Origin of the sequence: Nocardia sp. NBC_00511 (assembly GCF_045161165.1) — a bacterium.
Lineage (GTDB): Bacteria > Actinomycetota > Actinomycetes > Mycobacteriales > Mycobacteriaceae > Nocardia.
Map to the genome: position 1 here is coordinate 1,399,088 of NZ_CP107849.1, position 21,476 is coordinate 1,420,563.

22 protein-coding genes are annotated in these 21,476 nt (G+C 68.2%); 21 read left to right on the forward strand and 1 reads right to left on the reverse strand.

Going from position 1 to position 21,476, the window contains the following annotated elements:
• Positions 1 to 21: 21 nt before the first annotated feature.
• The gene (locus OG300_RS06750; protein ID WP_405493243.1) at positions 22 to 1,071 is read right to left on the reverse strand and encodes an extracellular solute-binding protein; all 1,050 of its coding nucleotides are present in this window, start codon (positions 1,069 to 1,071) and stop codon (positions 22 to 24) included.
• Between the two features lie 360 nt (positions 1,072 to 1,431).
• Between OG300_RS06750 and OG300_RS06755 the strand changes: the two genes are divergently transcribed.
• The 21 genes from OG300_RS06755 to OG300_RS06855 all read left to right on the forward strand — a co-directional run bounded on the left by OG300_RS06755 (position 1,432) and on the right by OG300_RS06855 (position 21,442).
• Positions 1,432 to 3,660, forward strand: coding sequence for a SulP family inorganic anion transporter (locus OG300_RS06755; RefSeq protein WP_405493245.1), 2,229 nt, complete (start codon positions 1,432 to 1,434; stop codon positions 3,658 to 3,660).
• A 206-nt stretch (positions 3,661 to 3,866) separates the two neighbouring features.
• Positions 3,867 to 6,080 (forward strand): SulP family inorganic anion transporter, encoded by a 2,214-nt coding sequence (locus OG300_RS06760; RefSeq protein WP_405493247.1) that lies wholly within the window; start codon positions 3,867 to 3,869, stop codon positions 6,078 to 6,080.
• 320 nt (positions 6,081 to 6,400) lie between these two features.
• Positions 6,401 to 7,180, forward strand: a complete 780-nt coding sequence (locus OG300_RS06765) for a (2Fe-2S)-binding protein (RefSeq protein ID WP_405493249.1) — start codon at positions 6,401 to 6,403, stop codon at positions 7,178 to 7,180.
• Positions 7,181 to 7,485: 305 nt separating this feature from the next.
• Positions 7,486 to 9,543 (forward strand): threonine--tRNA ligase, encoded by a 2,058-nt coding sequence (gene thrS / locus OG300_RS06770; RefSeq protein WP_405493251.1) that lies wholly within the window; start codon positions 7,486 to 7,488, stop codon positions 9,541 to 9,543.
• Entirely contained in the window at positions 9,540 to 10,115 is a 576-nt protein-coding gene (locus tag OG300_RS06775) for an HIT family protein (RefSeq protein WP_405493253.1), read from the forward strand. The genes thrS and OG300_RS06775 overlap by 4 nt, the downstream gene beginning before the upstream one ends.
• 16 nt (positions 10,116 to 10,131) lie before the next feature.
• A complete protein-coding gene (pgsA, locus tag OG300_RS06780) occupies positions 10,132 to 10,803 on the forward strand; it encodes a phosphatidylinositol phosphate synthase (protein ID WP_405493255.1) in 672 nt (223 codons plus the stop codon).
• Between the two features lie 20 nt (positions 10,804 to 10,823).
• A complete protein-coding gene (locus tag OG300_RS06785) occupies positions 10,824 to 11,807 on the forward strand; it encodes a phosphatidylinositol mannoside acyltransferase (RefSeq protein WP_405498488.1) in 984 nt (327 codons plus the stop codon).
• The gene (locus OG300_RS06790) at positions 11,804 to 12,928 is read left to right on the forward strand and encodes a glycosyltransferase family 4 protein (protein WP_405493257.1); all 1,125 of its coding nucleotides are present in this window, start codon (positions 11,804 to 11,806) and stop codon (positions 12,926 to 12,928) included. The genes OG300_RS06785 and OG300_RS06790 overlap by 4 nt, the downstream gene beginning before the upstream one ends.
• Positions 12,928 to 13,968: an NUDIX domain-containing protein gene (locus OG300_RS06795; RefSeq protein ID WP_405498489.1), complete on the forward strand. Its 1,041-nt coding sequence runs from the start codon at positions 12,928 to 12,930 to the stop codon at positions 13,966 to 13,968. The genes OG300_RS06790 and OG300_RS06795 overlap by 1 nt, the downstream gene beginning before the upstream one ends.
• Before the next feature lie 109 nt (positions 13,969 to 14,077).
• Complete coding sequence (locus tag OG300_RS06800) at positions 14,078 to 14,746, forward strand: hypothetical protein (protein WP_405493259.1); 669 nt, start codon at positions 14,078 to 14,080, stop codon at positions 14,744 to 14,746.
• Between the two features lie 237 nt (positions 14,747 to 14,983).
• Entirely contained in the window at positions 14,984 to 15,544 is a 561-nt protein-coding gene (locus OG300_RS06805) for an RNA polymerase sigma factor (protein WP_405498490.1), read from the forward strand.
• Complete coding sequence (locus tag OG300_RS06810) at positions 15,535 to 16,119, forward strand: Asp23/Gls24 family envelope stress response protein (RefSeq protein ID WP_405493261.1); 585 nt, start codon at positions 15,535 to 15,537, stop codon at positions 16,117 to 16,119. Before OG300_RS06805 ends, OG300_RS06810 begins: the two co-directional genes overlap by 10 nt.
• A complete protein-coding gene (locus tag OG300_RS06815) occupies positions 16,116 to 16,487 on the forward strand; it encodes an Asp23/Gls24 family envelope stress response protein (RefSeq protein WP_405493263.1) in 372 nt (123 codons plus the stop codon). The genes OG300_RS06810 and OG300_RS06815 overlap by 4 nt, the downstream gene beginning before the upstream one ends.
• Positions 16,484 to 16,789 carry a hypothetical protein gene (locus tag OG300_RS06820; protein ID WP_405493265.1) on the forward strand — a complete coding sequence of 102 codons (306 nt, stop codon included), beginning with the start codon at positions 16,484 to 16,486 and terminating at the stop codon, positions 16,787 to 16,789. Before OG300_RS06815 ends, OG300_RS06820 begins: the two co-directional genes overlap by 4 nt.
• 91 nt (positions 16,790 to 16,880) lie before the next feature.
• On the forward strand, positions 16,881 to 17,414 hold the full coding sequence (locus tag OG300_RS06825) for an Asp23/Gls24 family envelope stress response protein (protein WP_405493267.1): 534 nt from the start codon (positions 16,881 to 16,883) through the stop codon (positions 17,412 to 17,414).
• 27 nt (positions 17,415 to 17,441) lie between these two features.
• Positions 17,442 to 17,630, forward strand: coding sequence for a hypothetical protein (locus OG300_RS06830; protein ID WP_405493268.1), 189 nt, complete (start codon positions 17,442 to 17,444; stop codon positions 17,628 to 17,630).
• Positions 17,627 to 17,980 (forward strand): Asp23/Gls24 family envelope stress response protein, encoded by a 354-nt coding sequence (locus OG300_RS06835; RefSeq protein ID WP_405493270.1) that lies wholly within the window; start codon positions 17,627 to 17,629, stop codon positions 17,978 to 17,980. Before OG300_RS06830 ends, OG300_RS06835 begins: the two co-directional genes overlap by 4 nt.
• A complete protein-coding gene (locus OG300_RS06840) occupies positions 17,977 to 18,627 on the forward strand; it encodes a DUF6286 domain-containing protein (protein WP_405493272.1) in 651 nt (216 codons plus the stop codon). Before OG300_RS06835 ends, OG300_RS06840 begins: the two co-directional genes overlap by 4 nt.
• Complete coding sequence (locus OG300_RS06845) at positions 18,624 to 19,196, forward strand: alkaline shock response membrane anchor protein AmaP (protein ID WP_405493274.1); 573 nt, start codon at positions 18,624 to 18,626, stop codon at positions 19,194 to 19,196. The genes OG300_RS06840 and OG300_RS06845 overlap by 4 nt, the downstream gene beginning before the upstream one ends.
• 149 nt (positions 19,197 to 19,345) lie before the next feature.
• Positions 19,346 to 20,248, forward strand: a complete 903-nt coding sequence (pdxS, locus tag OG300_RS06850; RefSeq protein ID WP_405493276.1) for a pyridoxal 5'-phosphate synthase lyase subunit PdxS — start codon at positions 19,346 to 19,348, stop codon at positions 20,246 to 20,248.
• Positions 20,249 to 20,602: 354 nt separating this feature from the next.
• A complete protein-coding gene (locus OG300_RS06855; RefSeq protein ID WP_405493278.1) occupies positions 20,603 to 21,442 on the forward strand; it encodes an MHYT domain-containing protein in 840 nt (279 codons plus the stop codon).
• Positions 21,443 to 21,476: the final 34 nt, after the last annotated feature.

Sequence of the window (21,476 nt, forward strand, 5' to 3'; positions counted from 1 at the left end):
CGCCGTGTTAGCGGATTTCCGTCAGCTCAGATAGCGCTGCGTGAACTCCGCGAGGATGGCGTCACCGTCGCCCTTGACCTGATCCCAGGAGAACGCCAGCTGCTTGACGTCGGTGTAATCGCGGGTGCCCGGCGCGACCGGGACGTCGATGCGGGCCGGAATCATCTTGTGGGCGGCCGTGATCCGCTGCGCCTGCGGGGTGAACATGAAGTCCACCAGCGCCTTGGCGGCCACCGGGTTGCGGGTGGTGTTCAGGATGAGGATCGGGCGCGGGGTGACCACCGTGCCGGAGGACGGCGTGATGACCCGCAGCGGCGCACCGTGCGCCGCGGCGTCGTAGGCGGAGTAATCGACGCCGCCGAGCACGACCCCGTGCGCACCGGAGACCACATCGTCGAGCGCGGGACCGTTGCCGCCGTGCACCGTCATGCCGTTGGCGAACAGCGAATCGAACATCCCCCAGGTGCGGTCGCGGCCCCAGGCGCTGACCATGGCGGCGAGAAGGTCACGGGCGGTACCGGATTCGCGCGGATCGGGCATGGTCACCAGATCGCGGAACTCGGGTGCGGCCAGGTCCGCCCAGTCGTTGGGCAGCCGCGGCGCGATCTTGGTATTGACCACCATGGTCAGCGCCGAGCCGTCGCGGCCGATGAAACCGTGGTCCTTGCCGAACCAGCCCGAATGCACCCGATCCGCACCGGCCGGGGTGTAGGGCACGGTGCGGCCGTCGAGGGAGTACTTCGCCGCCGGGGTCCACGACGCCAGATAGACGACATCGGCCTTCGGCTGCGCCCACTCGGTGTCCAATTTGCCGGTGATCTTGCCGGTTTCGCCGCTGAACACGTGTACCCGCACACCCGAGACCTGACCGAACGCCGCCACCAGATCGGTGGTCAGATCCTCCGGATTGGCCGAATACAGAGTCAGTTCGCCGGTGGTGCCCGGCGGCGGCGTCCAGGACGGGGTGGCGGTCGACCGCGCGGGCTGCACGACCACATTGCCGCAGCCGGTCACCACCATCCCGCCGGCGAGTGCGGCTGCGAGCAGGACGGCACGGCGGGGGAGCGACATCTCGCAGTGTCCCTTTCCGGGGGTTGGTCGGCGACGAACGGAAGCCGACGACCCGGCCCGACTCGCTCCGGGACAACAGCAAGCTGGCCGGAATCTAGGCACCCCCGACGTCGCAGATCGGAGCGCCGGGTGAACAGCAGATGACGTTTCGGCGAGCGCCGCGCTACGTGAGGTAGGTCACAGTTTGGTAGAGGTTCTCATCAATTGCCGCAAACGCTTTTCATCTTCTTTGCATTGTCTTTACGATTACCCGCGTTCTGCAGCGTCGTGGTTCTCCAGCCTCGCCCGTCGCTCGCTCTCGATGCCAGTACATGTTGACCGATGAACCGGGCGGCCGAGCCGTGCCGGCGAAGGAGAAATATGTCCACCGACACCGATCAGCCTCCACGGACGTCGTTTCCCGGCCTCGCGGCCGTGATCCGCTACGACCTGCCAGCGTCGATAGTCGTGTTCCTCGTCTCGCTACCCCTGTCCATCGGCATCGCCGTCGCCACCGGTGCGCCGGTCGCCGCCGGATTGATCGCCGTCGTCGTCGGCGGCGTGGTCGCCGGATTACTCGGCGGCTCGGCCCTGCAGGTCAGCGGGCCGACCGCCAGCCTCACCGTCGTAGTCGCCGAATCCATCAACCAATTCGGCTGGGCGGCAACCTGCTTCATCACCATCCTGGCCGGTGCGCTACAGATCATGTTCGGGCTCAGCCGAATCGCGCGCGGCGTGCTGGCCATCGCACCGGTCGTGGTGCACGCCATGCTCGCCGGCATCGGCGTGGTCATCGCGTTGCAGCAGGTGCACGTGCTGATGGGCGGCAACTCACTGAGCTCCTCGTGGGACAGCATCACCGCGCTGCCGCATCAGCTGGCCTCGGTGCATCCCGGCGACCTGTTCGTCGGACTGACCGTGATCGCCATGCTGGTCGGGTGGAAGCGCATGCCACAACCGGTGCGCCGCATCCCCGGACCGCTCGCCGCGGTCGTGGTGGCCACCGCGCTGGCGGCGATCCTGCCGGTCAGCGTCGAGCACATCGTGCTCAACGGGTCACTGTTCGACGAACTGCGACTGCCCTCGGTGCCACACGGCAACTGGGCGACGGTCGCGCTGATGGCGATCACCATCGCGCTCATCGCCAGCGTGGAGACCCTACTATCGGCCGTGGCGGTCGACCGCATGCGCCAGAACGTCGGGCGCCGAACGGATCTCGATCGGGAACTGATCGGACAGGGCACCGCCAACATGGTGTCCGGACTGATCGGCGGGCTGCCGGTGGCGGCGGTCATCGTCCGCAGCATCACCAATGTCAAAGCGGGCGCGCAGAGTAAAGCCTCCACCATGCTGCACGGCCTGTGGATCCTGCTGTTCTCGGTGGCGCTGGTCGGGGTGGTGCGCTCGATTCCCAAGGCGGCACTGGCCGGACTGCTCATCGTGGTCGGCATCCAGCTGATCAAGCTCGCCCACATCCGCCGCGCCCAGCGCACCGGCGATCTGGTCGTCTACGGCGCCACCATCTTCGTGGTGGTGTTCTGGAACCTGCTGCTGGGCATGGTCGTCGGACTCGGGCTGTCGTTCGCGCTGCTGCTGTGGCGGGTGGTGCGGGTGACCGTGACCGCCTCGCCGGAGAGCGCCGGACCCGGACGCGAGCTGCGCTGGCGAGTGCTCGTCGACGGCAGCTTCACCTTCCTGGCCCTGCCGAAACTCTCCGCCGAACTGGCCAAGGTGCCCGCCGGGGCCGACGTGGTCGTCGAGATGACCGTCGACTTCCTCGACCACGCCGCCTACGACTCGCTGCAGGAATGGGTCGACGAACACCGAAATGGCGGTGGCACGGTCGAATTCGTGGAGGTCGGTTCGGTGCGCATGGCCGACGCCGCCGCCGGACCGCACGCCCGCGGACATTCGCGGCTGCTGTTGAACGAGGCGCTGGGTCCGTGGGTGCGCACCGCCGGGCAGCCGGGCCGAATCGTCGAGGGCGTGGCCGCCTATCACCGCGGGCACGCGCACGTCATGCGGCCGCACCTCGGGGTGCTGCGCGACGGTCAGGAACCGGACTCGCTTTTCGTCACGTGCGCCGACTCGCGGATCGTGCCGAACGTGATCACCAACAGCGGGCCGGGTGACCTGTTCACCATCCGCAATATCGGCAATCTCGTTCCGCGCCACAACCAGGACTCCTCGATGGAGGCCGCGCTCATCTACGCGCTCGACAAACTCGACGTGCGCTCGGTGGTGGTGTGCGGGCACTCCGGCTGCGGGGCGATGGACGCGCTCTACAGCGAACTGGTCACCGGATCGCGCCTGGACGACTGGCTCGCGCACGCGCGGCCCAGCCTCGAGGCCTACCGGCTCGGGCATCCGGTGCGGACGGCGGCCGCGCTCGCGGGCTTCCCGGCGGTCGATCAGCTCAGCATGGTGAACGTGGCGGTGCAGCTCGAGACGCTCTACGCGCATCCGGTGGTCCGGCGCGGGGTGGCGGAACGCGGTGTGGTGGTCTCGGGGCTGTTCTTCGACATAGCCACCGCCCGCGTGGTCGAGGTCACCATCGATGGGATCGCGGAAATCGGTGATGCGGTCAGAGCGGTTCCCCAACCCGCTTGACATGCGGATCAAGGGGTGTGGACCCGAACGGGTTCACACCCTTTTTACGTTGATACACAGCTTTTCTCAGACTTTGCTAAGTCTTTACCTTTAGCCTTACCTTCACTCAGTCCGGTGAGTCTGTGGCCAAAGCTGTCCACAGCGCTTTTCGATGCCCCCGCACATGTTCTCTTCCGAAGCTCCACCGCTTCCGGAGAAGGAGCGATATGTCTCGCGACACCGATTCACCGCCAGGTATCAGATCGAGCAGATTCGACAATCTGCTGCGTCACGATCTACCTGCATCCCTCGTCGTATTCCTGGTCGCGCTACCCCTTTCCCTGGGTATCGCGGTCGCCTCCGGCGCACCCATCGCCGCCGGTCTCATCGCCGCGGTCGTCGGTGGTGTGGTCGTCGGCCTCATCGGCGGATCCCCACTCCAGGTCAGCGGTCCCGCCGCCGGTCTGACCGTGGTGGTCGCCGCCACCATCAGTGAATTCGGCTGGAAGACAGCCTGTTTCATCACCGTCCTGGCCGGAATCATGCAGATTCTGTTCGGGCTCAGTCGCATCGCCCGCGCGGCCCTCGCCATCGCGCCGGTCGTGGTGCACGCCATGCTCGCCGGTATCGGCGTCACCATCGCGCTGCAGCAGGTGCACGTGCTGCTCGGCGGCACCTCGCAGAGCACCGCCTGGGCCAACCTGCGGGAACTGCCCAATCAGCTGCTCAACCTGCACGGTGACGACTTCCTCATCGGCGCGATCGTCATCGCCATCATGCTGAGCTGGAAGTACGTGCCCGGCAAGCTCAAGGTGCTGCCCGGACCGCTGGTCGCGGTCGTGGTCGGCACCGTGCTGTCGCTGGTGCTGCCCGGCAGCAGCCCGGAACGAATCGTGTTGAACGGCTCGCTGTTCGACGCGATCGGACTGCCCGGACTGCCGTCCGGTGACTGGGGCGCGGTGGTGCTCGCGGCACTGACCATCGCCCTGATCGCCAGCGTCGAGAGCCTGCTCTCGGCCGTCGCGGTCGACAAGATGCACACCGGCGAACGCACCAACTTCGACCGCGAACTCGTGGGACAGGGTGCGGCCAACACCATTTCGGGTCTGATCGGCGGCCTGCCGGTCACCGGCGTCATCGTGCGCTCGGCGACCAACGTGACCGCCGGAGCCCGCAGCCGCGCCTCGGCGTTCCTGCACGGCATCTGGATCCTGGTGTTCTCGGTGGCGCTGGTCGGCCTGGTGCAGCAGATTCCGAAGTCGGCGCTGGCCGGTCTGCTCATCGTGGTCGGCATCCAGCTGGTGAAGCTCGCGCACGTGCGGCTGGCCCGGCGCACCGGCGACCTGCTGGTCTACCTGGTGACCATCCTCGGCGTGGTGTTCCTCAACCTGCTCGAGGGCGTCATCATCGGGCTGGCGCTGGCCTTCGGCCTGCTGCTGTGGCGGGTGGTCCGGGTCTCGGTGGCCGCGACCCAGGTCAACGGTGGCGACCGCTGGCTGATCAGCATCGACGGCACCTGTACCTTCCTGGCGCTGCCGAAGCTGTCCGCCGAACTGCGCAAGGTGCCCGCGGGCGCCGAAGCGCTGGTGGAGATGAGCGTGGACTTCATCGACCACGCCGCCTACGAGGCCATCCAGGACTGGGCCAAGCAGCACGAGAGCACCGGCGGCACAGTCGAATTCGTGGAACTCGGCACCGCCAACATGGCCGGCGCCAGCAGCGGACCGCCGGTCCGCGGCCGACACCGCGGCCTGCTCGACGATGTGCTGCGTCCCGAGGATGAGAGCGAGGGCAACAACCCCATCGCCTCCGGGGTGGCCGCCTTCCACCGCCGCAACGCCCACGTGGTGCGCCCGCACCTCGACGAGCTGCGCGACGGACAGAATCCGCACTCGCTGTTCCTCACCTGCGCGGATTCGCGGATCGTGCCCAACGTCATCACCAACACCGGACCCGGTGACCTGTTCACCATCCGCAATGTCGGAAACCTGGTGCCCGCCAACGGGCGCGACGCCTCCATGGAGGCGGCCCTGGTCTTCGCCATCGAGGAACTGGGCGTCGACAACGTGGTGGTGTGCGGGCATTCGTCCTGCGGGGCGATGAAGGCCCTGGTCGCGGGCGGACCCACCGGGCCCGGCCTCGGCAACTGGCTGGTGCACGCCCGCCCCAGCCTGGATCGGTTCACCCCGGAGGACCCGGTGGCCCGTGCCGCCGCGGCCGCCGGATTCGGTGTGGCCGACCAGCTTTCCATCGTCAATGTCGCCACCCAGGTGGAGACCTTGCAGGCACACCCCGTGGTGCGCCAGGCCATGATCGCGCGCGGACTGAAGGTCTCCGGACTCTTCTTCGACATCGGCACCGCCCGAGTCCTGGAGGTGACCGACGGTGGCGTCCACGAGATCGCCGCCGACCACCTATCGGAGTTGACCGCGGTCCGCTGACGGACAACTGAGTAGCCGGGCGCGGGCATCCCAACGGATGCCCGCGCCCGGCTGCGTGTGCGGGTCCGCCACCGCTGCCAGCGCTCGGAACGAGCTGTGAGCGGGGCGGATTCGATGCCGGACGGGGCGAGCCGGACGATCCGGGCGCGCCTGCGGTGCTGGGATCGGGTCGCGGAATACGCTGGGCGCGCCGCCTCTGTGGAGGCCGCGGCGCACGGAGTGCGGGGAGGTTGCCGCAACGCGTACCCACGGCGGCTCGGAACGTGACATCGTGGAAGTGATCGGCGAATTGCCGCCGCCCGGATCGGAGTCGGATGGAAATGGTTGCGCACCCCCCAGTTTCGATGGCCGTCGTCGCGGGCACCGAACTGCTGAGCCCGCAGTGGCTGACCGAGCGGATCGCCGATATGGGGGTCTCGTGGGGCACCAGCGACTCCCGGGTCTCGGGGACGCTGTGGTGGTGCATGGCGGCGTCGTCGCTGGTCGACCCGATCGTGGCGGCCATCGCGGCGGACGGTCCCGCCTTCGATCCGGCGCTCGAGCACCTCGGCCTGGAGATCCGGCCCGACGGCGGCGTGGAACGCGTCATTCCGCAACCGCACGGGTATCGGGTCGCCGTCACCCCGCTGGTCATCGACCCGCGCGGCACCGAGACGATGGCGGCGGTGCTCGACGCCGAGTCGGGACTGCTGGCGGCCGGGGCGCGGTTGCGGGCACCGGATACGGCGGCCGGGGTCGAGACCTGTTGCGCCACAACCCCGGTCGGGCAGGCGCTGCGCTATACGCTGTCGCGGGTGATCCCGGTGGTGGCCGAGGTTTCCGGGGCCGGGGTGGCCGCGCTGTGGGCGATCGTGGCCGACGCAATCGGCAATCGCGCCCTCGATATCGGGGCCGAGGAGGCCGGGGCGCGGCTGGCGCGGGATGTGGCCGGGCGGCTGCCGGTGCCGCGCTTCCAGGATGTGGGCGGGCGGACCTTCGTGCGGCGCATCTCCTGCTGCCTGGTGTTCGAGGTGCCCGGGTGTGAGATGTGCACCAGCTGCCCGAAACGTCCTGCGGCACAGCGGGAAACACTGCTGGGCGAGGTCGCCGCACGCGGCTGAGCGCGTCGGTATTCACCGCGTGGGGTGCGAACCTTCGAAATCGCTTGCCGCGCTCGGCCGGCCGCCGGAGAATTTCGGTCAGTCGGCGTCACATTCGTTGCGAACCCGGTATATCGCCAGGTCATCGCGGGCGTGCCCGGCTCGGACCGCAGGTCCGGGCCGGTCGGTGGCGCGGCGGGGCGACTCCATCGGCACCACGCCACAACCGTGCCGATAGAGTGGGTCCGCCGGGTGTGACCCGGCCATACAGACCAACCGTACGGCGGATCGAGAGTTCGCCGGCAACCGTCAAGGAGTGCGCAGCCGTGACCACCTCACCCCAGCAGACCCCCGCCGCCCGAGTCCGGGTCACGGCTGGGACTACCGCCGGGGCCGCGGTGCGCGAGGCAGACCTGCCGAGCAAGGGTCCCGGTGCGGTCATCGTGGTCAAGGACGACGAGGGCAACCTCAAGGACCTGACCTGGACCCCGGAATTCGATGCCGAGGTCGAGGTGGTGACCGCCGATTCCGAGGACGGCCGCAACGTGATCCGGCACTCCGCCGCGCACGTGCTGGCGCAGGCGGTGCAGCAGGAGTTCCCCGAGGCCAAGCTGGGCATCGGCCCGTTCATCAAGGACGGCTTCTACTACGACTTCCAGGTCGAGCGCCCCTTCACCCCCGAGGATCTGGCCAAGCTGGAATCCCGGATGAAGAAGATCGTAAAAGGCGCGCAGCGCTTTTCGCGTCGCGTCGTCGAGATCGACGAGGCCCGGGTGGAACTGGCGAAGGAGCCGTTCAAGCTCGAGCTCATCTCCGACAAGTCCGGCATCGACGATCCGGAGATCATGGAGGTGGGCGGCAAAGAGCTGACCATCTACGACAACCTGGACCCGCGCACCGGCGAGAAGCTGTGGGGCGACCTGTGTCGCGGCCCGCACCTGCCCACCACCAAGTACATCCCCGCCTTCAAGCTGACCCGCTCCTCGGCCGCCTACTGGCGCGGTGACCAGAGCCGCGAGGACCTGCAGCGCATCTACGGCACCGCCTGGGAATCGCAGGAGGCGCAGGACCACCACCTCGCCATGCTCGAGGAGGCCGAGAAGCGCGACCACCGCAAGCTCGGCTTGGAACTGGACCTGTTCTCCTTCCCCGACGAGCTGGGCTCCGGCCTGCCGGTGTTCCACCCCAAGGGCGGCATCATCCGCAAGGAGCTCGAGGACTACTCGCGCCGCCGCCACATCGCGGCGGGCTACGAGTTCGTCAACACCCCGCACATCACCAAGGGTCATCTGTTCGAGGTTTCCGGCCACCTGGACTGGTACCGCGACGGCATGTTCCCGGCCATGCACCTCGACGCCGAATACAACGAGGACGGGTCGGTGCGCAAGCCTGGCCAGGACTACTTCGTCAAGCCGATGAACTGCCCGATGCACAACCTGATCTTCCGTTCGCGGGGGCGCTCCTACCGCGAATTGCCGTTGCGCATGTTCGAATTCGGCTCGGTGTACCGCTACGAGAAGTCCGGCGTCATCCACGGCCTGACCCGGGTGCGCGGCATGACCCAGGACGACGCGCACATCTACTGCACCAAGGAGCAGATGCACGCGGAGCTCACCTCCACGCTGCAGTTCGTGCTCTCGCTGCTGCGCGACTACGGCCTCGACGACTTCTACCTCGAGCTCTCCACCAAGGACCCCAAGAAGTTCGTCGGTTCCGACGAGCTGTGGGAGGAAGCCACCGAGACCCTGCGCAAGGTGGCCACCGACTCCGGCCTCAACCTGGTGCCGGACCCGGGCGGCGCGGCCTTCTACGGCCCGAAGATCTCCGTGCAGGCCAAGGACGCGCTGGGCCGCACCTGGCAGATGTCGACCATCCAGCTCGACTTCAACCTGCCCGAGCGCTTCGAGCTCGAGTACACCGGTAACGACGGCTCCAAGCATCGCCCGGTGATGATCCACCGCGCGCTCTTCGGTTCCATCGAGCGCTTCTTCGGCGTGCTCACCGAGCACTACGCGGGCGCGTTCCCGGCCTGGCTGTCGCCGGTGCAGGTGGTCGGCATCCCGGTCGCCGAGACCTTCGCCGAGCACCTGGACGCGGTGATCGAGAAGCTGCGCGACAACAACATTCGCGCCGAGGTCGACCGCAGCGACGACCGCATGCAGAAGAAGATCTTCAACCAGACCGCGCAGAAGGTGCCGTTCATGCTGCTCGCGGGCGCGCGTGACGTCGAGGGCGGCGCGGTCAGCTTCCGCTTCCGGGACGGCACCCAGGTCAACGGCGTGCCCGTCGCCGACGCCATCGCCACCATCGTGGACTGGGTTTCGCGGCGCGAGAACACCTCTCCCACCGCGGAGGGCTTCCAGATCGTGCAAGGCGCTCGATGAGCGATCCGACCGAGGATGTGTCGCAGATCGTGGATACCGGTGCCGGGGACCCCGACCGCCTGCAGCGGTTGTGGACCCCGTACCGGATGTCCTACATCACCGGCGCCACCGACGAGCGAAAGACCGACGCGCCCAAGAAGACCGGGCACCCCTTCACCGACATCCCCGAGATGTCGGACGAGGACGGGCTGATCATCGCGCGCGGTGAACAGGTGTACGCGGTGCTGAACCTGTACCCGTACAACCCCGGCCACATGATGGTGGTGCCGTATCGCCGCGTCGCCAACCTCGAGGACCTGACCGCGGAGGAGAGCGCCGAGCTGATGGCGTTCACCCAGCAGGCGATTCGGGTGATGAAGCAGGTGTCGCGGCCGGAGGGTTTCAACGTCGGCCTGAATCTCGGTGGTGTCGCCGGCGGTTCACTCGCCGATCACCTGCATCAACATATCGTGCCGCGCTGGAGCGGAGACGCGAACTTCATTACCGTCGTCGGCGGAGTGAAGGTGATGCCGCAGCTGCTCAGGGAGACCCGGGCACTGCTGGCACAGGCTTGGAAGGAAGCCGACATATGAAAGGAAGCCCGGTAGCGTGCTGAGCTTCTTCGGTCGCGAGACATTCGCCAAAGCGACCGCGCCCCTGGGCAAAGCGCTGGTGAGCACGGGGCTCACCCCCGACGCGATGACGCTCATCGGCACCACGGCCTCGATCGCCGCGGCGGTCACGCTGTTCCCGAGCGGTCACCTGTTCTGGGGCACGATGGTGATCTGGCTGTTCGTCATGTTCGACATGCTGGACGGAGCGATGGCGCGGGCGCGCGGCGGCGGCACCAGATACGGTGCGGTGCTGGACGCGACCTGTGACCGGGTCGCCGACGGCGCGATCTTCGCGGGTCTGGCCTGGTGGTCGGTGTACCACGAGAACTCCAAGCACCTGTTCGTCGCGACACTGGTGGTGCTGGTGACCTCGCAGGTGATCTCGTACGCCAAGGCCCGCGCCGAGGCGAGCGGGTTGTCGGCCGACGGTGGGCTGATCGAGCGCCCGGACCGTCTGGTCATCGGACTGGTCGGTGCCGGATTCACCGGCATCGGTGGATATTTCGGTATCGAATGGCTGTCCTACGCGGTGTACGCGGCCATGTACATCCTGGCGGTGCTGAGCATCATCACCGTCTTCCAGCGCGTGCTGGCCGTGCGCAATTCGCCGGGGGCCCGCGACATCATCGCCACAGTGGCGAAGGCTCCGGAGGAACCGCAGCGGTGACCACCGATTTCACGTCCGCGATGACCGACAAGGCCTACGCGGCAGGTTGGCGTGTCGTGCGCGGGCTGCCGGAAGGCATGGCACGCAAGGGTTTCGACGCCGGAGCCAATTTCGCGGCCCGACGCGCCAACAAGAAGGCGCACCGTGGCCAGCCGAATCAGTTGCGACGCAACCTGGCCCGGGTGCTGGGTGTCACCCCGGATGCGGTGCCCGACAGCCTGATCGAGGCCAGCATGCGGTCCTATGCCCGCTACTGGCGTGAGGCGTTCCGGCTGCCGTCGATGGATCACGCGGCGCTGGGGAAGCTGGATGTCCGCGGCACCGCGAATTTGGAAGCGGCGCTGGCCGAGGGCAAAGGCGTGCTGCTGGTGCTGCCACACTCGGGCAACTGGGATGTGGCCGGGGTCTGGCTGGTGCAGAACCACGGCCCGTTCTCCACGGTCCAGGAGCGTTTGAAGCCGGAGTCGCTGTTCGAGCGGTTCATCGAGTACCGGGCCAGCCTCGGTTTCGAGGTGTTCCCGCTGACCGGTGGCGAGCAGCCGCCGTTCCCGCAGCTGGCCGCCCGGCTGCGCGACAACAAGGTCGTCTGCCTGATGGGGGAGCGCGACCTCACCGGAAAAGGTGTGCCGGTCACCATGTTCGGTGAGCAGACCTGGGTGCCGGCCGGTGCGGCCAAGCTGGCGCAGGAGACCGGGGCGGCGCTGCTGCCCGCGCACTGCTGGTTCACCGTCGAGGCCGACGGGCGTGAGGGCTGGGGCGTCGAGATCTTCGAGCCGCTCGACCTGTCGCAGGGCGTCGCCGCCGCGACGCAGGCGCTCGCCGACGTGTTCGAGGCCAATATCGCCGCCTATCCGGCGGACTGGCACATGCTGCAGCCCGTGTGGAAGGGCGACCTGTCGCCCGCGCGGCTCGAGCGCATCGCCGCCGCGCAGGCGACACTGGGGTATCGGGAACCGGTGTCCGACACCGGTTCCGAGGGGTCACCCGGGACAGGGGCGCTATGAGAATCGGCATGGTCTGCCCGTACTCGTTCGATGTCCCGGGCGGGGTGCAGTCGCATGTCGTGGAATTGGCGCAGGTGCTCATCGAGCGCGGGCACAAGGTGAGCGTGCTCGCGCCCGCCGCCGATGACACGCCGCTGCCGGATTTCGTGGTGTCCGCGGGCAAGGCCGTCGCGATTCCCTACAACGGGTCGGTGGCGCGACTGTCGTTCGGGCCCACCGCCTATACGCGGATCCGGCGCTGGATCGCCGAGAACGATTTCGATGTGCTGCACATTCACGAACCGAACGCGCCGAGCCTGTCGATGCTGGCGTTGAAGATCGCGGAGGGGCCGATCGTGGCCACCTTCCACACCTCGACCACGAAGTCGCTGGTGCTCAGCACTTTTCAGGGTGTGCTGCGGCCGTACCACGAGAAGATCAGCGGCCGGATCGCGGTGAGCGAGCTGGCGCGGCGCTGGCAGGTGGAGGCGCTGGGCGGGGATGCGGTCGAAATCCCCAATGGGGTGGACGTTCCCGCGTTCGCGCACGCGCCGCTGCTGAGCGGGTATCCGCGGGCCGGGAAGTCGGTGCTGTTCCTGGGGCGCTTCGACGAACCGCGCAAGGGGATGGAGGTCCTGCTCGGGGCGCTGCCGGAACTGGTGGCGCAGCATCCGGAGTTGGAGGTGCTCATCGTCGGGCGCGGTGACGAGGACCGGTTGCGGCGTGAGGCCGGGGAAAACGCTGGGCACCTGCGGTTCCTGGGGCAGGTGACCGATGCGGAGAAGGCGTCGGCCATGCGCAGTGCCGACGTGTACGTCGCCCCGAATCTCGGTGGTGAGAGCTTCGGCATCGTGCTGGTGGAGGCGATGGCCGCCGGAACCGCCGTGGTGGCAAGCGATCTCGACGCCTTCCGGCGGGTGCTGCGCGACGGCACCGCCGGGATGCTGGTGCCGGTCGGAGATTCCGGGCAGCTGGCCGCGGCGATCAGCACCATGCTGACCGACGACGCGCGGCGTGAGGAATTCATTCGCACCGCCAATCAGGTTGTCGGCGAATATGATTGGCCGGTGGTGGCCGAGCAGATCCTGCGCGTCTACGAGACCGTGACCGTCGGCGACGTGCGTGTCCGGACCGCCGGATGATCACTTTCTCCGCGACCACCATCCTGGTTCTCGCGCTCGTCGCGGCGTTCATCATCACCGCGGGCGTCTGGGCCTACACCACCGCCAACCGCCTCGACCGCCTGCACGTGCGCAGCGACCAGGCTCGCCATGCGCTGGACGCGGCGCTGGCCCGTCGTGCGGTGGTGGGTCGGGCGGTGGCCACCATCCTGGCCGGGCTCTACGATCCGGCGCTGGTCGAACAGGCCCGCCGCCTCACCGCCCTGGCCGACCGTGCCGAACGCTCCAACTGGCGCGACCGCGAAACCGTCGAGAACCAGCTGGCCGTCGCGCTCTCGGGTGTCGATATCGGCCTGCTCCCACCACAATTGGTCGCCGAACTCGCCGATGCCGAGGCCCGCGTCCTGATCGCGCGCCGCTTCCACAACGACGCGGTCCGCGACACCCTCGCCCTGCGCACCCGCCGCCCGGTCCGCTGGCTGCACCTCGGCGGTACCGCCCCCCTGCCCACCTATTTCGAGATCGCCGAACGCGTCACCGCCGCGGCCTCCACCGGCCTCGACGTCGACACCGTGCGCACCTCTGCCCGCGTCGTCCTGATCGACGAAGCCGACCGCATGCTCCTGCTGCGCGGCTGCGACCCCAAGGTCCCCGACGTTCCCTTCTGGTTCACCGTGGGCGGCGGCGTCAACCCCGGAGAAACCCTGCGCGAGGCCGCGATCCGCGAACTCTACGAAGAAACCGGCCTGACCGCCGACTCCTCCCACCTGCGCGGCCCCCTCTGGCGCCGCGTCGCGGTCTTCCCCTTCAACGGCGAACTCATCCGCTCCGAAGAACTCTTCTTCGCCCTGCGCACCAAGAACTTCGAAGTCGACCCCGCCAACCTCGACTACGTCGAACGCCGCTCCATCACCGGCAACAAATGGTGCACCCCCACCGACATCGCCCAACTCGACCACTCCGGCGAAACCGTCTACCCCTACCACCTCGACCAACTCCTCGCCGAAGCCATAGCCGCCGCCGACGGAGCCATCGACCCCGAAGTCCGCTCCATCCGCTGAACCGCGGGCCGTCCGCTGGGTGAGACCGGTTCGTTCGAACCTGCCCGGCCCGTCGGTGCCCGGGTTACCGTGGGCCGATCAATGGTGATCTGTGGCAAGGAATTCCGGCATGAAGTTGATGTATGTGGTGTGGGGCTCGGAGCTGGGGGAGCGGCTGCGGGGGGAGGAGCTGCGCAAGGAGCTGGCCGGGGTGGGGGCTACCGCGTTGCAGGTGAACATTCATGACGCGGATGTCGGTGCGGCGCAGGTCAAGCACAGCACCTACCCGTCGCCGGTGGATGCCGTGGTGAGCGTGTGGACCGACGGAGACCATGAATCCGTCACCGCCGTGCTGAGTTCCGTTGCCGATGCGGTGAACGGGTGGATCGTGGATGAGCGGCGGCCGATCGTTCCGCCCGAGGTGCCCGACGGGGTCCGCACGGAAGCGTTGGCCAATGTCGCGATCCTGCGTATCCCCGCCGAACTCACACATGAGGAGTGGCTGCACCGCTGGCACGTGGTGCACACCCCCATCGCCATCGAAACCCAGGACACCTTCGGCTATGTCCAGAACACCGTCTCCGAGCCCATCACCCCGGGCAATCACGTCGATGCCCTGGTCGAAGAGCTGTTCCACATGGAAGCCATGACCAGCGCCCACGCCTTCTACGGCAGTGGCGGTGACGATGCCGAATTGCAGCGGCGGGTCACGCGACTGATGGAATCCGTCGTCCGGATCGGCGCTCACCAGAACCTGGACCTCGTCCCCACCAGTCGCTACGTATACCGCCTGGGCTGAACTCAGCCAAAGGACGTATCGGCGGGAGTGTGGCCGTCACCGGGGTCGGGTGTGCAGTCCGCGCATGTTCGTGATCGGCGCCGACCAGGTTCCACATTCGCAGGCCTCTTCATTGCTCTGGTTGGCCGCGCCGTCTCGGGGTAGCTAACGCTGAGACAACCGTCACTCATAATGCAGCGTGACGATCTTCGCGCGGCGGTGTCCTTATGGACGAAGCGATGAGGAGGTGCTGTGACCATGCCCGAAGCAGCCCTCGCGACCGAGCCCGACGATGCCACCCTGGCCGGGCGGGTACGCGACGGTGACGTCCGGGCCTATGAGCAGCTGGTGCTGCGCTATCAGAGCGCTATGTACCGGCTCGCGTCGCGGATGCTGGCCGATCGGGTCGAGGCCGAGGACACCGTGCAGGAGGTCTTCCTGACCGCGTGGCGGCGCATCGAACAGTTGCAGGACGATGCGGCCTTCGCGGGGTGGCTGTATCGGATGACCACCAATCAGTGCCTCAATGTGCTGCGCAAACGCCAGCCCGCGGCCGACGTGGATCTCGACGCCACCGAATCCCCGCGCGCCGACATCCGTCCCGAGCACGCTGCCCAGGTCAACGGGCAGCTCGAGGCGTTGACCCTGGCATTGCAGCAACTGACGCCCGAACAGCGGGCCTGCTGGCTGCTGCGCGAGGTGCACGGCCGCTCGTATGAAGAGATCGGTGAGATCGTCGGCGCGAACGCCACCCAGGTGCGGGGGCGGATCGCGCGGGCCCGAGCACAATTGGCGGAGGTGATGAAGCCATGGCGGTGACCGACACCGAAGAGGACTATCTGCTGCCCTGCGGCCGTGGCCTGGAACGGGTGTGGGAGCGGCTGGACACCGTCGAGAACGGCAACGGCGACGCCCACGAAACCGGCTGCGTGCACTGCCGCACCGCCCGCGAGAGCCTGCTCGGATTGCGCGAAGCCACCCAGGAACTCATCGAGGAACCCGACCCGGTGCCGCCGGACCTGTTCGGCCGCATCATGTCCGCGGTCCGCTCCGAACTGCGCCGCGGCGCGACCATGGACGTGGTGACCCCGCATCCGGGCGTGGTGTCGGTCAGCGAGCAGGCCGTCGCGGTGGTGCTGCGCTTCGCCGCCGACTCGGTGCCGGGCGTGCGCGCCCGCCGCTGCCGCCTGCGCGTGGTCGGCATCGCCCCGGACGGGGAAGCGGTGGTGCACATTTCGATGACCATTGCCGTCCACGTCGACGGCGCGGGCGTCCCCGGAATCGTGCCGCAGGTGCGCGAGCGTGTCACCGCGGCCGCGTCCACCCGGACGGGTCTACTGGTCGGACGACTCGACATCACCATCGTGGACGTCTATCAGGAGGGAGGCCGGTGACCTCGGTCCGCACCGAACTCGTCGTCGCCGACGCGGTGGTCGCCGGTATCGCCGCCTGGGCCGCCTCCCGGGTATCGGGCGTGGTGCGCGTCGAACCCGGCCTGCGCGGCCTGGTCGCCGGACTCACCCGCGCCGGCAAACAGCTGTGGTCCGGATACGAGACCGCCGCCTCGGAAGGTGCTCGGGTATCGCGGGATTCCGATGCCCTCGGTGTGCAACTGGATATCGCGATCGGCGCGGACCGTTCGGTCGCCGCGGTCGGGGCCGCCGTGCAGCGCGCGGTCATCGAGGTGGTGCGCGAACAGACCGGCGTCCTCGTCGACGAGGTGATGGTGACCGTCGTCGATATCGAACCGGGGACGCGATGAGCGCGGCCACCGACCTGGCCGAGGCGATCGCCGACGCGATGGCCGCGGTGCCCGGCGTCCGGCCCGCCCCCACCCTCACCGACACCTCGTGGCTGCCCAAGCCGATTCGTGGCAGTGCCGTCGACATCGGACCGGGACTGATCGAAATCCGGGTGGTGGCAACCGAATTGCCGCTGCGCCCGCTGGCGGACCGCCTGACCGAGGCCGTCGCCCCGATCCTGGCCGACACCGCCTGGGCCGACACGACGGTCCGTGTGATCGTCACCGACGTGGAATCCACCGCACTCGATGACGTGACATGACTCACATGACCGTGACGCTCGGAAGGAGGCCGTGTCCGAAGGGGTGCAAGTCCGTTCATCCGTTTCACCGCACGGGATTCAGGAGGAAGACATGACCGCGACAGATACCGCCAAGGCGAACACCGCGAAGACCGACATCGCGAAGGCCGACACCGGCAGGACCGGGACCGACAAGCCCGCCGAATCCGATTCCACCCGTACCGGTTCCGGGCGCACCGGCGTCCTGCAGACCGAACAGGGCAGCACCACCATCGCCGACATCGTGGTGCAGAAGATCGCGGGCCTGGCCGCCCGCAATGTCCGCGGCGTCCACGACCTGGGCGGCGGCGCGGCCCGCGCCTTCGGAGCCATCCGCGACCGCATCCCGGGCGCGTCGGCCAGCATCGGGCAGGGCGTCTCGGTGGAGGTGGGCGAGACCCAGGCCGCCGTCGATCTGGAGATCGTGGTCGAATACGGCGTCGCCATCGCGGAATTGGCGCGCGCCATCCGCCGCAACGTGGTCGCCGCCATCGAGCAGATGACCGGGCTCGAGGTGGTCGAGGTGAACATCAACGTCAACGACGTCTACATCCCCGAGGACGACGACGAACAGCAGCAGCCGTCCTCGGGGACACGCGTCCAGTAGCGGTCCCGCCCGAGCGAAGGAGTCGCAGTGAACGCCACATCGATCTGTCTGGCCATCGGGATCGCGCTCGGATTCGCCGCCGCCTTCGGCGGATTGGGCGCGTTCGCCATCGTGCTGGTGTTCTCCGGGCTGGGGCTGCTGATCGGCCGCTGGCTCGACGGTGAGGTGGACCTGTCCGGGCTGATGCGCTCGGCCCGGGATCGAGGACGGCGGTGACGGCCGCGATCACCGCGCCCGACACCGGCACCGAGACCACCGGGACGACCACCGTCAGCGAGCGCGCGGTGCGGCGCATCGCCGCGCAGGCCGCCCGCGAGGTGGCCGGGGTCGAACCCGACGTCACCGTGCAGGCCGCCATGTCCGGCGAGCGCGCGGAACTGACTGTGCGCCTGCCGATCCGCTACCCGCTGCCCGTCGCCGGGGTCACCGAGGAATGCCGCCGCCACGTCGTGCACCGCGCGCACGAGCTGGCGGGCGTGATCGTGACCGGCGTCGACATCGTGGTGACCGCCCTGGTCCCCGAATCCCGCACCGCCGCAGCGCGATCCGGGCGGAGGGTGCGATGATCCGGCGACCGCGCCGGGTATGGCCCGCCGTGCTGGCGGCACTGGTCATATTCGCGCTGTGCCTGGTCGCGGCGATCTCGCTGATCCAGAAGCTCACCGGCGGAAACCAACTCGTGTCCTACGACAGTGTCGCCACTCGGCTGCACGGCATCTACTGGACCGATCCGGTCGTCCTCACCGCGGGTATCGTCGCGCTCGTTCTCGGGCTGTTCCTGCTGGGCCTCGCGGTGCTGCCGGGTCGCCCCGTCCTGCTTCCCCTCGGTGAAATAGCCGGCAGCACAGCAGGTGTCGCGCGACGTAGCGTCCGTTCGGCGCTGGCCCGCGAGGTGAACGCACTGCCCGGGATAGATGCCGGTCGGATCGCGTTGAGCCGCAAGAAGATCCGACTGAAGGCCACCAGCGTGCATCCGATGGATATCGCGCCACCGATGGCAGGCCCAGCGAATCCGGGGGGCTCCGCGACCGCCGCCGACCCGATCTCGACCGACGGTGCGGCCGATCCGGAACGCAGCTCTACCCCGAATGCCCCGGATGCGGAATCAGCTGTGCGGAACTCGATTTCGCGGACACTGTCCCGCATCGGCGTCGCCGAACCCGCGGTGCGAACCCGGATACACGAAGCGCGGAAGGAAGCGGGTACGCGATGAGCACGTCGTCGAATCGACCGGCTCGGCTGAACCGGGCCCTGCTGGCCCTGATCGGCCTGCTGCTGCAGGCCGCAGGCGGATACGCGGTCGCCGCGCACGGCGGCCGGGTGCCGTGGGTGGAGACCGGCGATCGCCTGGTGCCCGGCACCGCCGTCCCGCCGACCTGGGTACTGGTGGTGATCGTGATCGCCGCGATCGTGCTCGGCCTGCTGTGCCTGCGCTGGCTGGCCCTGCAACGCAATCGCCTGCCCCGCCCGGTGTCGTGGGAACTGGCGACCCCGGACACGGCCGGAACCACCACGCTGGCCTCCTCGGTGGCCGCCGACGCCGTCGCCACGGAGGTCGAGAACTATCCCGAGGTCGGCTCGGTCTCGGCGGTGCTGTCCGGTCCGGGGAGCGCGCCGGAGCTGTACCTGGTGGTGTCGGCCGCGGCGGGCGCGGACATCACCGCCCTGCGCCGCCGCATCCTGGGTGAGGCGCTGCCCCGGCTGCGGGCCGCCCTGGGCGTCGCGGTGATCCCGGTGACCATGGAGTTCGAGCTTGTCGACGAGCGAATTGCCTTGCGATAGCCGGATTCTCTGTGACCGGCGCCACCGGGAGCCGGGTGAGCAGTCCAGTCGTACCCGACTGGCTATGAAGTGGCCTGAAACCGCAGCATAGAATCAGTGGCGTTCGATTCCGAGCGATCCGATTGGCCCACATGACCCAGGAGTTTGCCGTGACCACGCCCGACACCACGCCCACCATCGGAACCGCCCGCGTCAAGCGCGGCATGGCCGAGATGCTGAAGGGCGGTGTGATCATGGATGTCGTCACGGCGGATCAGGCCAAGATCGCCGAGGACGCCGGCGCGGTCGCCGTCATGGCGCTCGAGCGGGTCCCGGCCGATATCCGCGCCCAGGGCGGCGTGTCCCGGATGTCGGATCCCGACATGATCGACGGCATCATCGCGGCCGTCTCCATCCCCGTCATGGCCAAGGCCCGCATCGGCCACTTCGTCGAGGCGCAGATCCTGCAGTCCCTCGGCGTGGACTACATCGACGAGTCCGAGGTGCTGACCCCGGCCGACTACGCCAACCACATCGACAAGTTCGCCTTCACCATCCCGTTCGTGTGTGGCGCCACCAACCTGGGCGAGGCCCTGCGCCGGATCACCGAGGGCGCGGCCATGATTCGCTCCAAGGGCGAGGCGGGCACCGGCGACGTCTCCAACGCCACCACCCACATGCGCACCATCCGCGGCGAGATCCGCCGCCTGACCTCGCTGTCCAAGGACGAGCTGTACGTGGCCGCCAAGGAACTGCAGGCCCCCTACGAGCTGGTGTGCGAGGTCGCCGAGACCGGCAAGCTGCCCGTCGTGATGTTCACCGCCGGTGGCATCGCCACCCCCGCCGACGCCGCCATGATGATGCAGCTCGGCGCGGAGGGCGTGTTCGTCGGCTCGGGCATCTTCAAGTCCGGCAACCCGGCGCAGCGCGCGGCCGCCATCGTGAAGGCCACCACCTTCCACGACGACCCGGACGTGCTGGCCAAGGTGTCGCGCGGCCTGGGCGAGGCCATGGTCGGCATCAATGTCGAGGACATCCCGCAGCCGCACCGCCTCGCCGAGCGCGGCTGGTAGAGCACCGCCGAGCGCGGCCGGTAATCGGCTGCCTCGCAAACTGATTCGAACCGCCGGATGGTCACCCCGACCATCCGGCGGTTTTCTGTATCAGGACATTCATTGTGTGCGAGGGACTTTCGGCCCTAGTTGGTTTGCCGGTCGGGTGCTAGCCGTCAAGTGCCGCATACGTGAGCATCCCGATCACCGTGACCCTCCCCATACCACCGGCTACCTGCGTGCATGCCGCCCAGCAAACCCGGCAACTTTATTGTATTGCGCTACGGCAAATTTACGACCTGCTGGTTCCTCGCTAGTGTTCGGCTCAACCACCGGTGAAAACGTCATTCTGAGCTTTTCTGGCAAGGAGCCCGCATGCTCGAGATCGACCAGTTCACCTATGGGTGGCTCACTCCCATCCTCGCCTACGCCATGTCCGTCACCGGATCGTTGCTGGCGCTGCGCTGCATGGTGCGGGCCCGGCATCAGCAGGGGCGCGGCGCGTGGGTGGTGACCGGAGCGGTGGCGCTGGGCGGAACCGGCATCTGGGTCATGCACTTCATCGCCATGCTCGGATTCTCGGTGCAGGACAGCACCATTCGCTACAACGTGCCGATCACCCTGCTCAGCGCGGCGGTCGCCATCGCGGTGGTGTGGCTGGGCCTGCACATCGTGGTGCATCAGCACGATCAGATCTTCGCGCTCGTCACCGGCGGCACCATCACCGGATTGGGTGTGGCGGGCATGCACTACGCGGGCATGTACGCGATGAAAACCGATGCGGCCGTGGTGTACGACCCCTGGCTGGTGCTGCTGTCGGTCGTGATCGCGGTGGTGGCCGCCATCGCCGCCCTGTGGTTCGCACTGCATGTCAACGGCATCATCGCCACCATCAGCGCGGCCCTGATCATGGGAATCGCGGTGTGCGGCATGCATTACACCGGCATGTACGCCATGCGCGCCCACATGGCCGACCAGATGCACACGCCCAGCGGCGCGCAGCCCGCGCAGCTGCTCGCCCCGCTGATCGTCACCGTCAGCATGCTCACCATGCTGATGCTGTTCCAGGTCGGGATCACCGATATCGACGAACCCGATCTCAGCCGCATCCGCGGCCAGTACGCCAGCCGCTACTGGCCCGCCCGCCGCAACAGCGCGCATTCGAATCTCGACGACTACCCGACCGAAACGTTCGACACCCGCCATCGCTGGTAGTCGAAACGCCGATCGCCGGGCGGTACCCGGCACC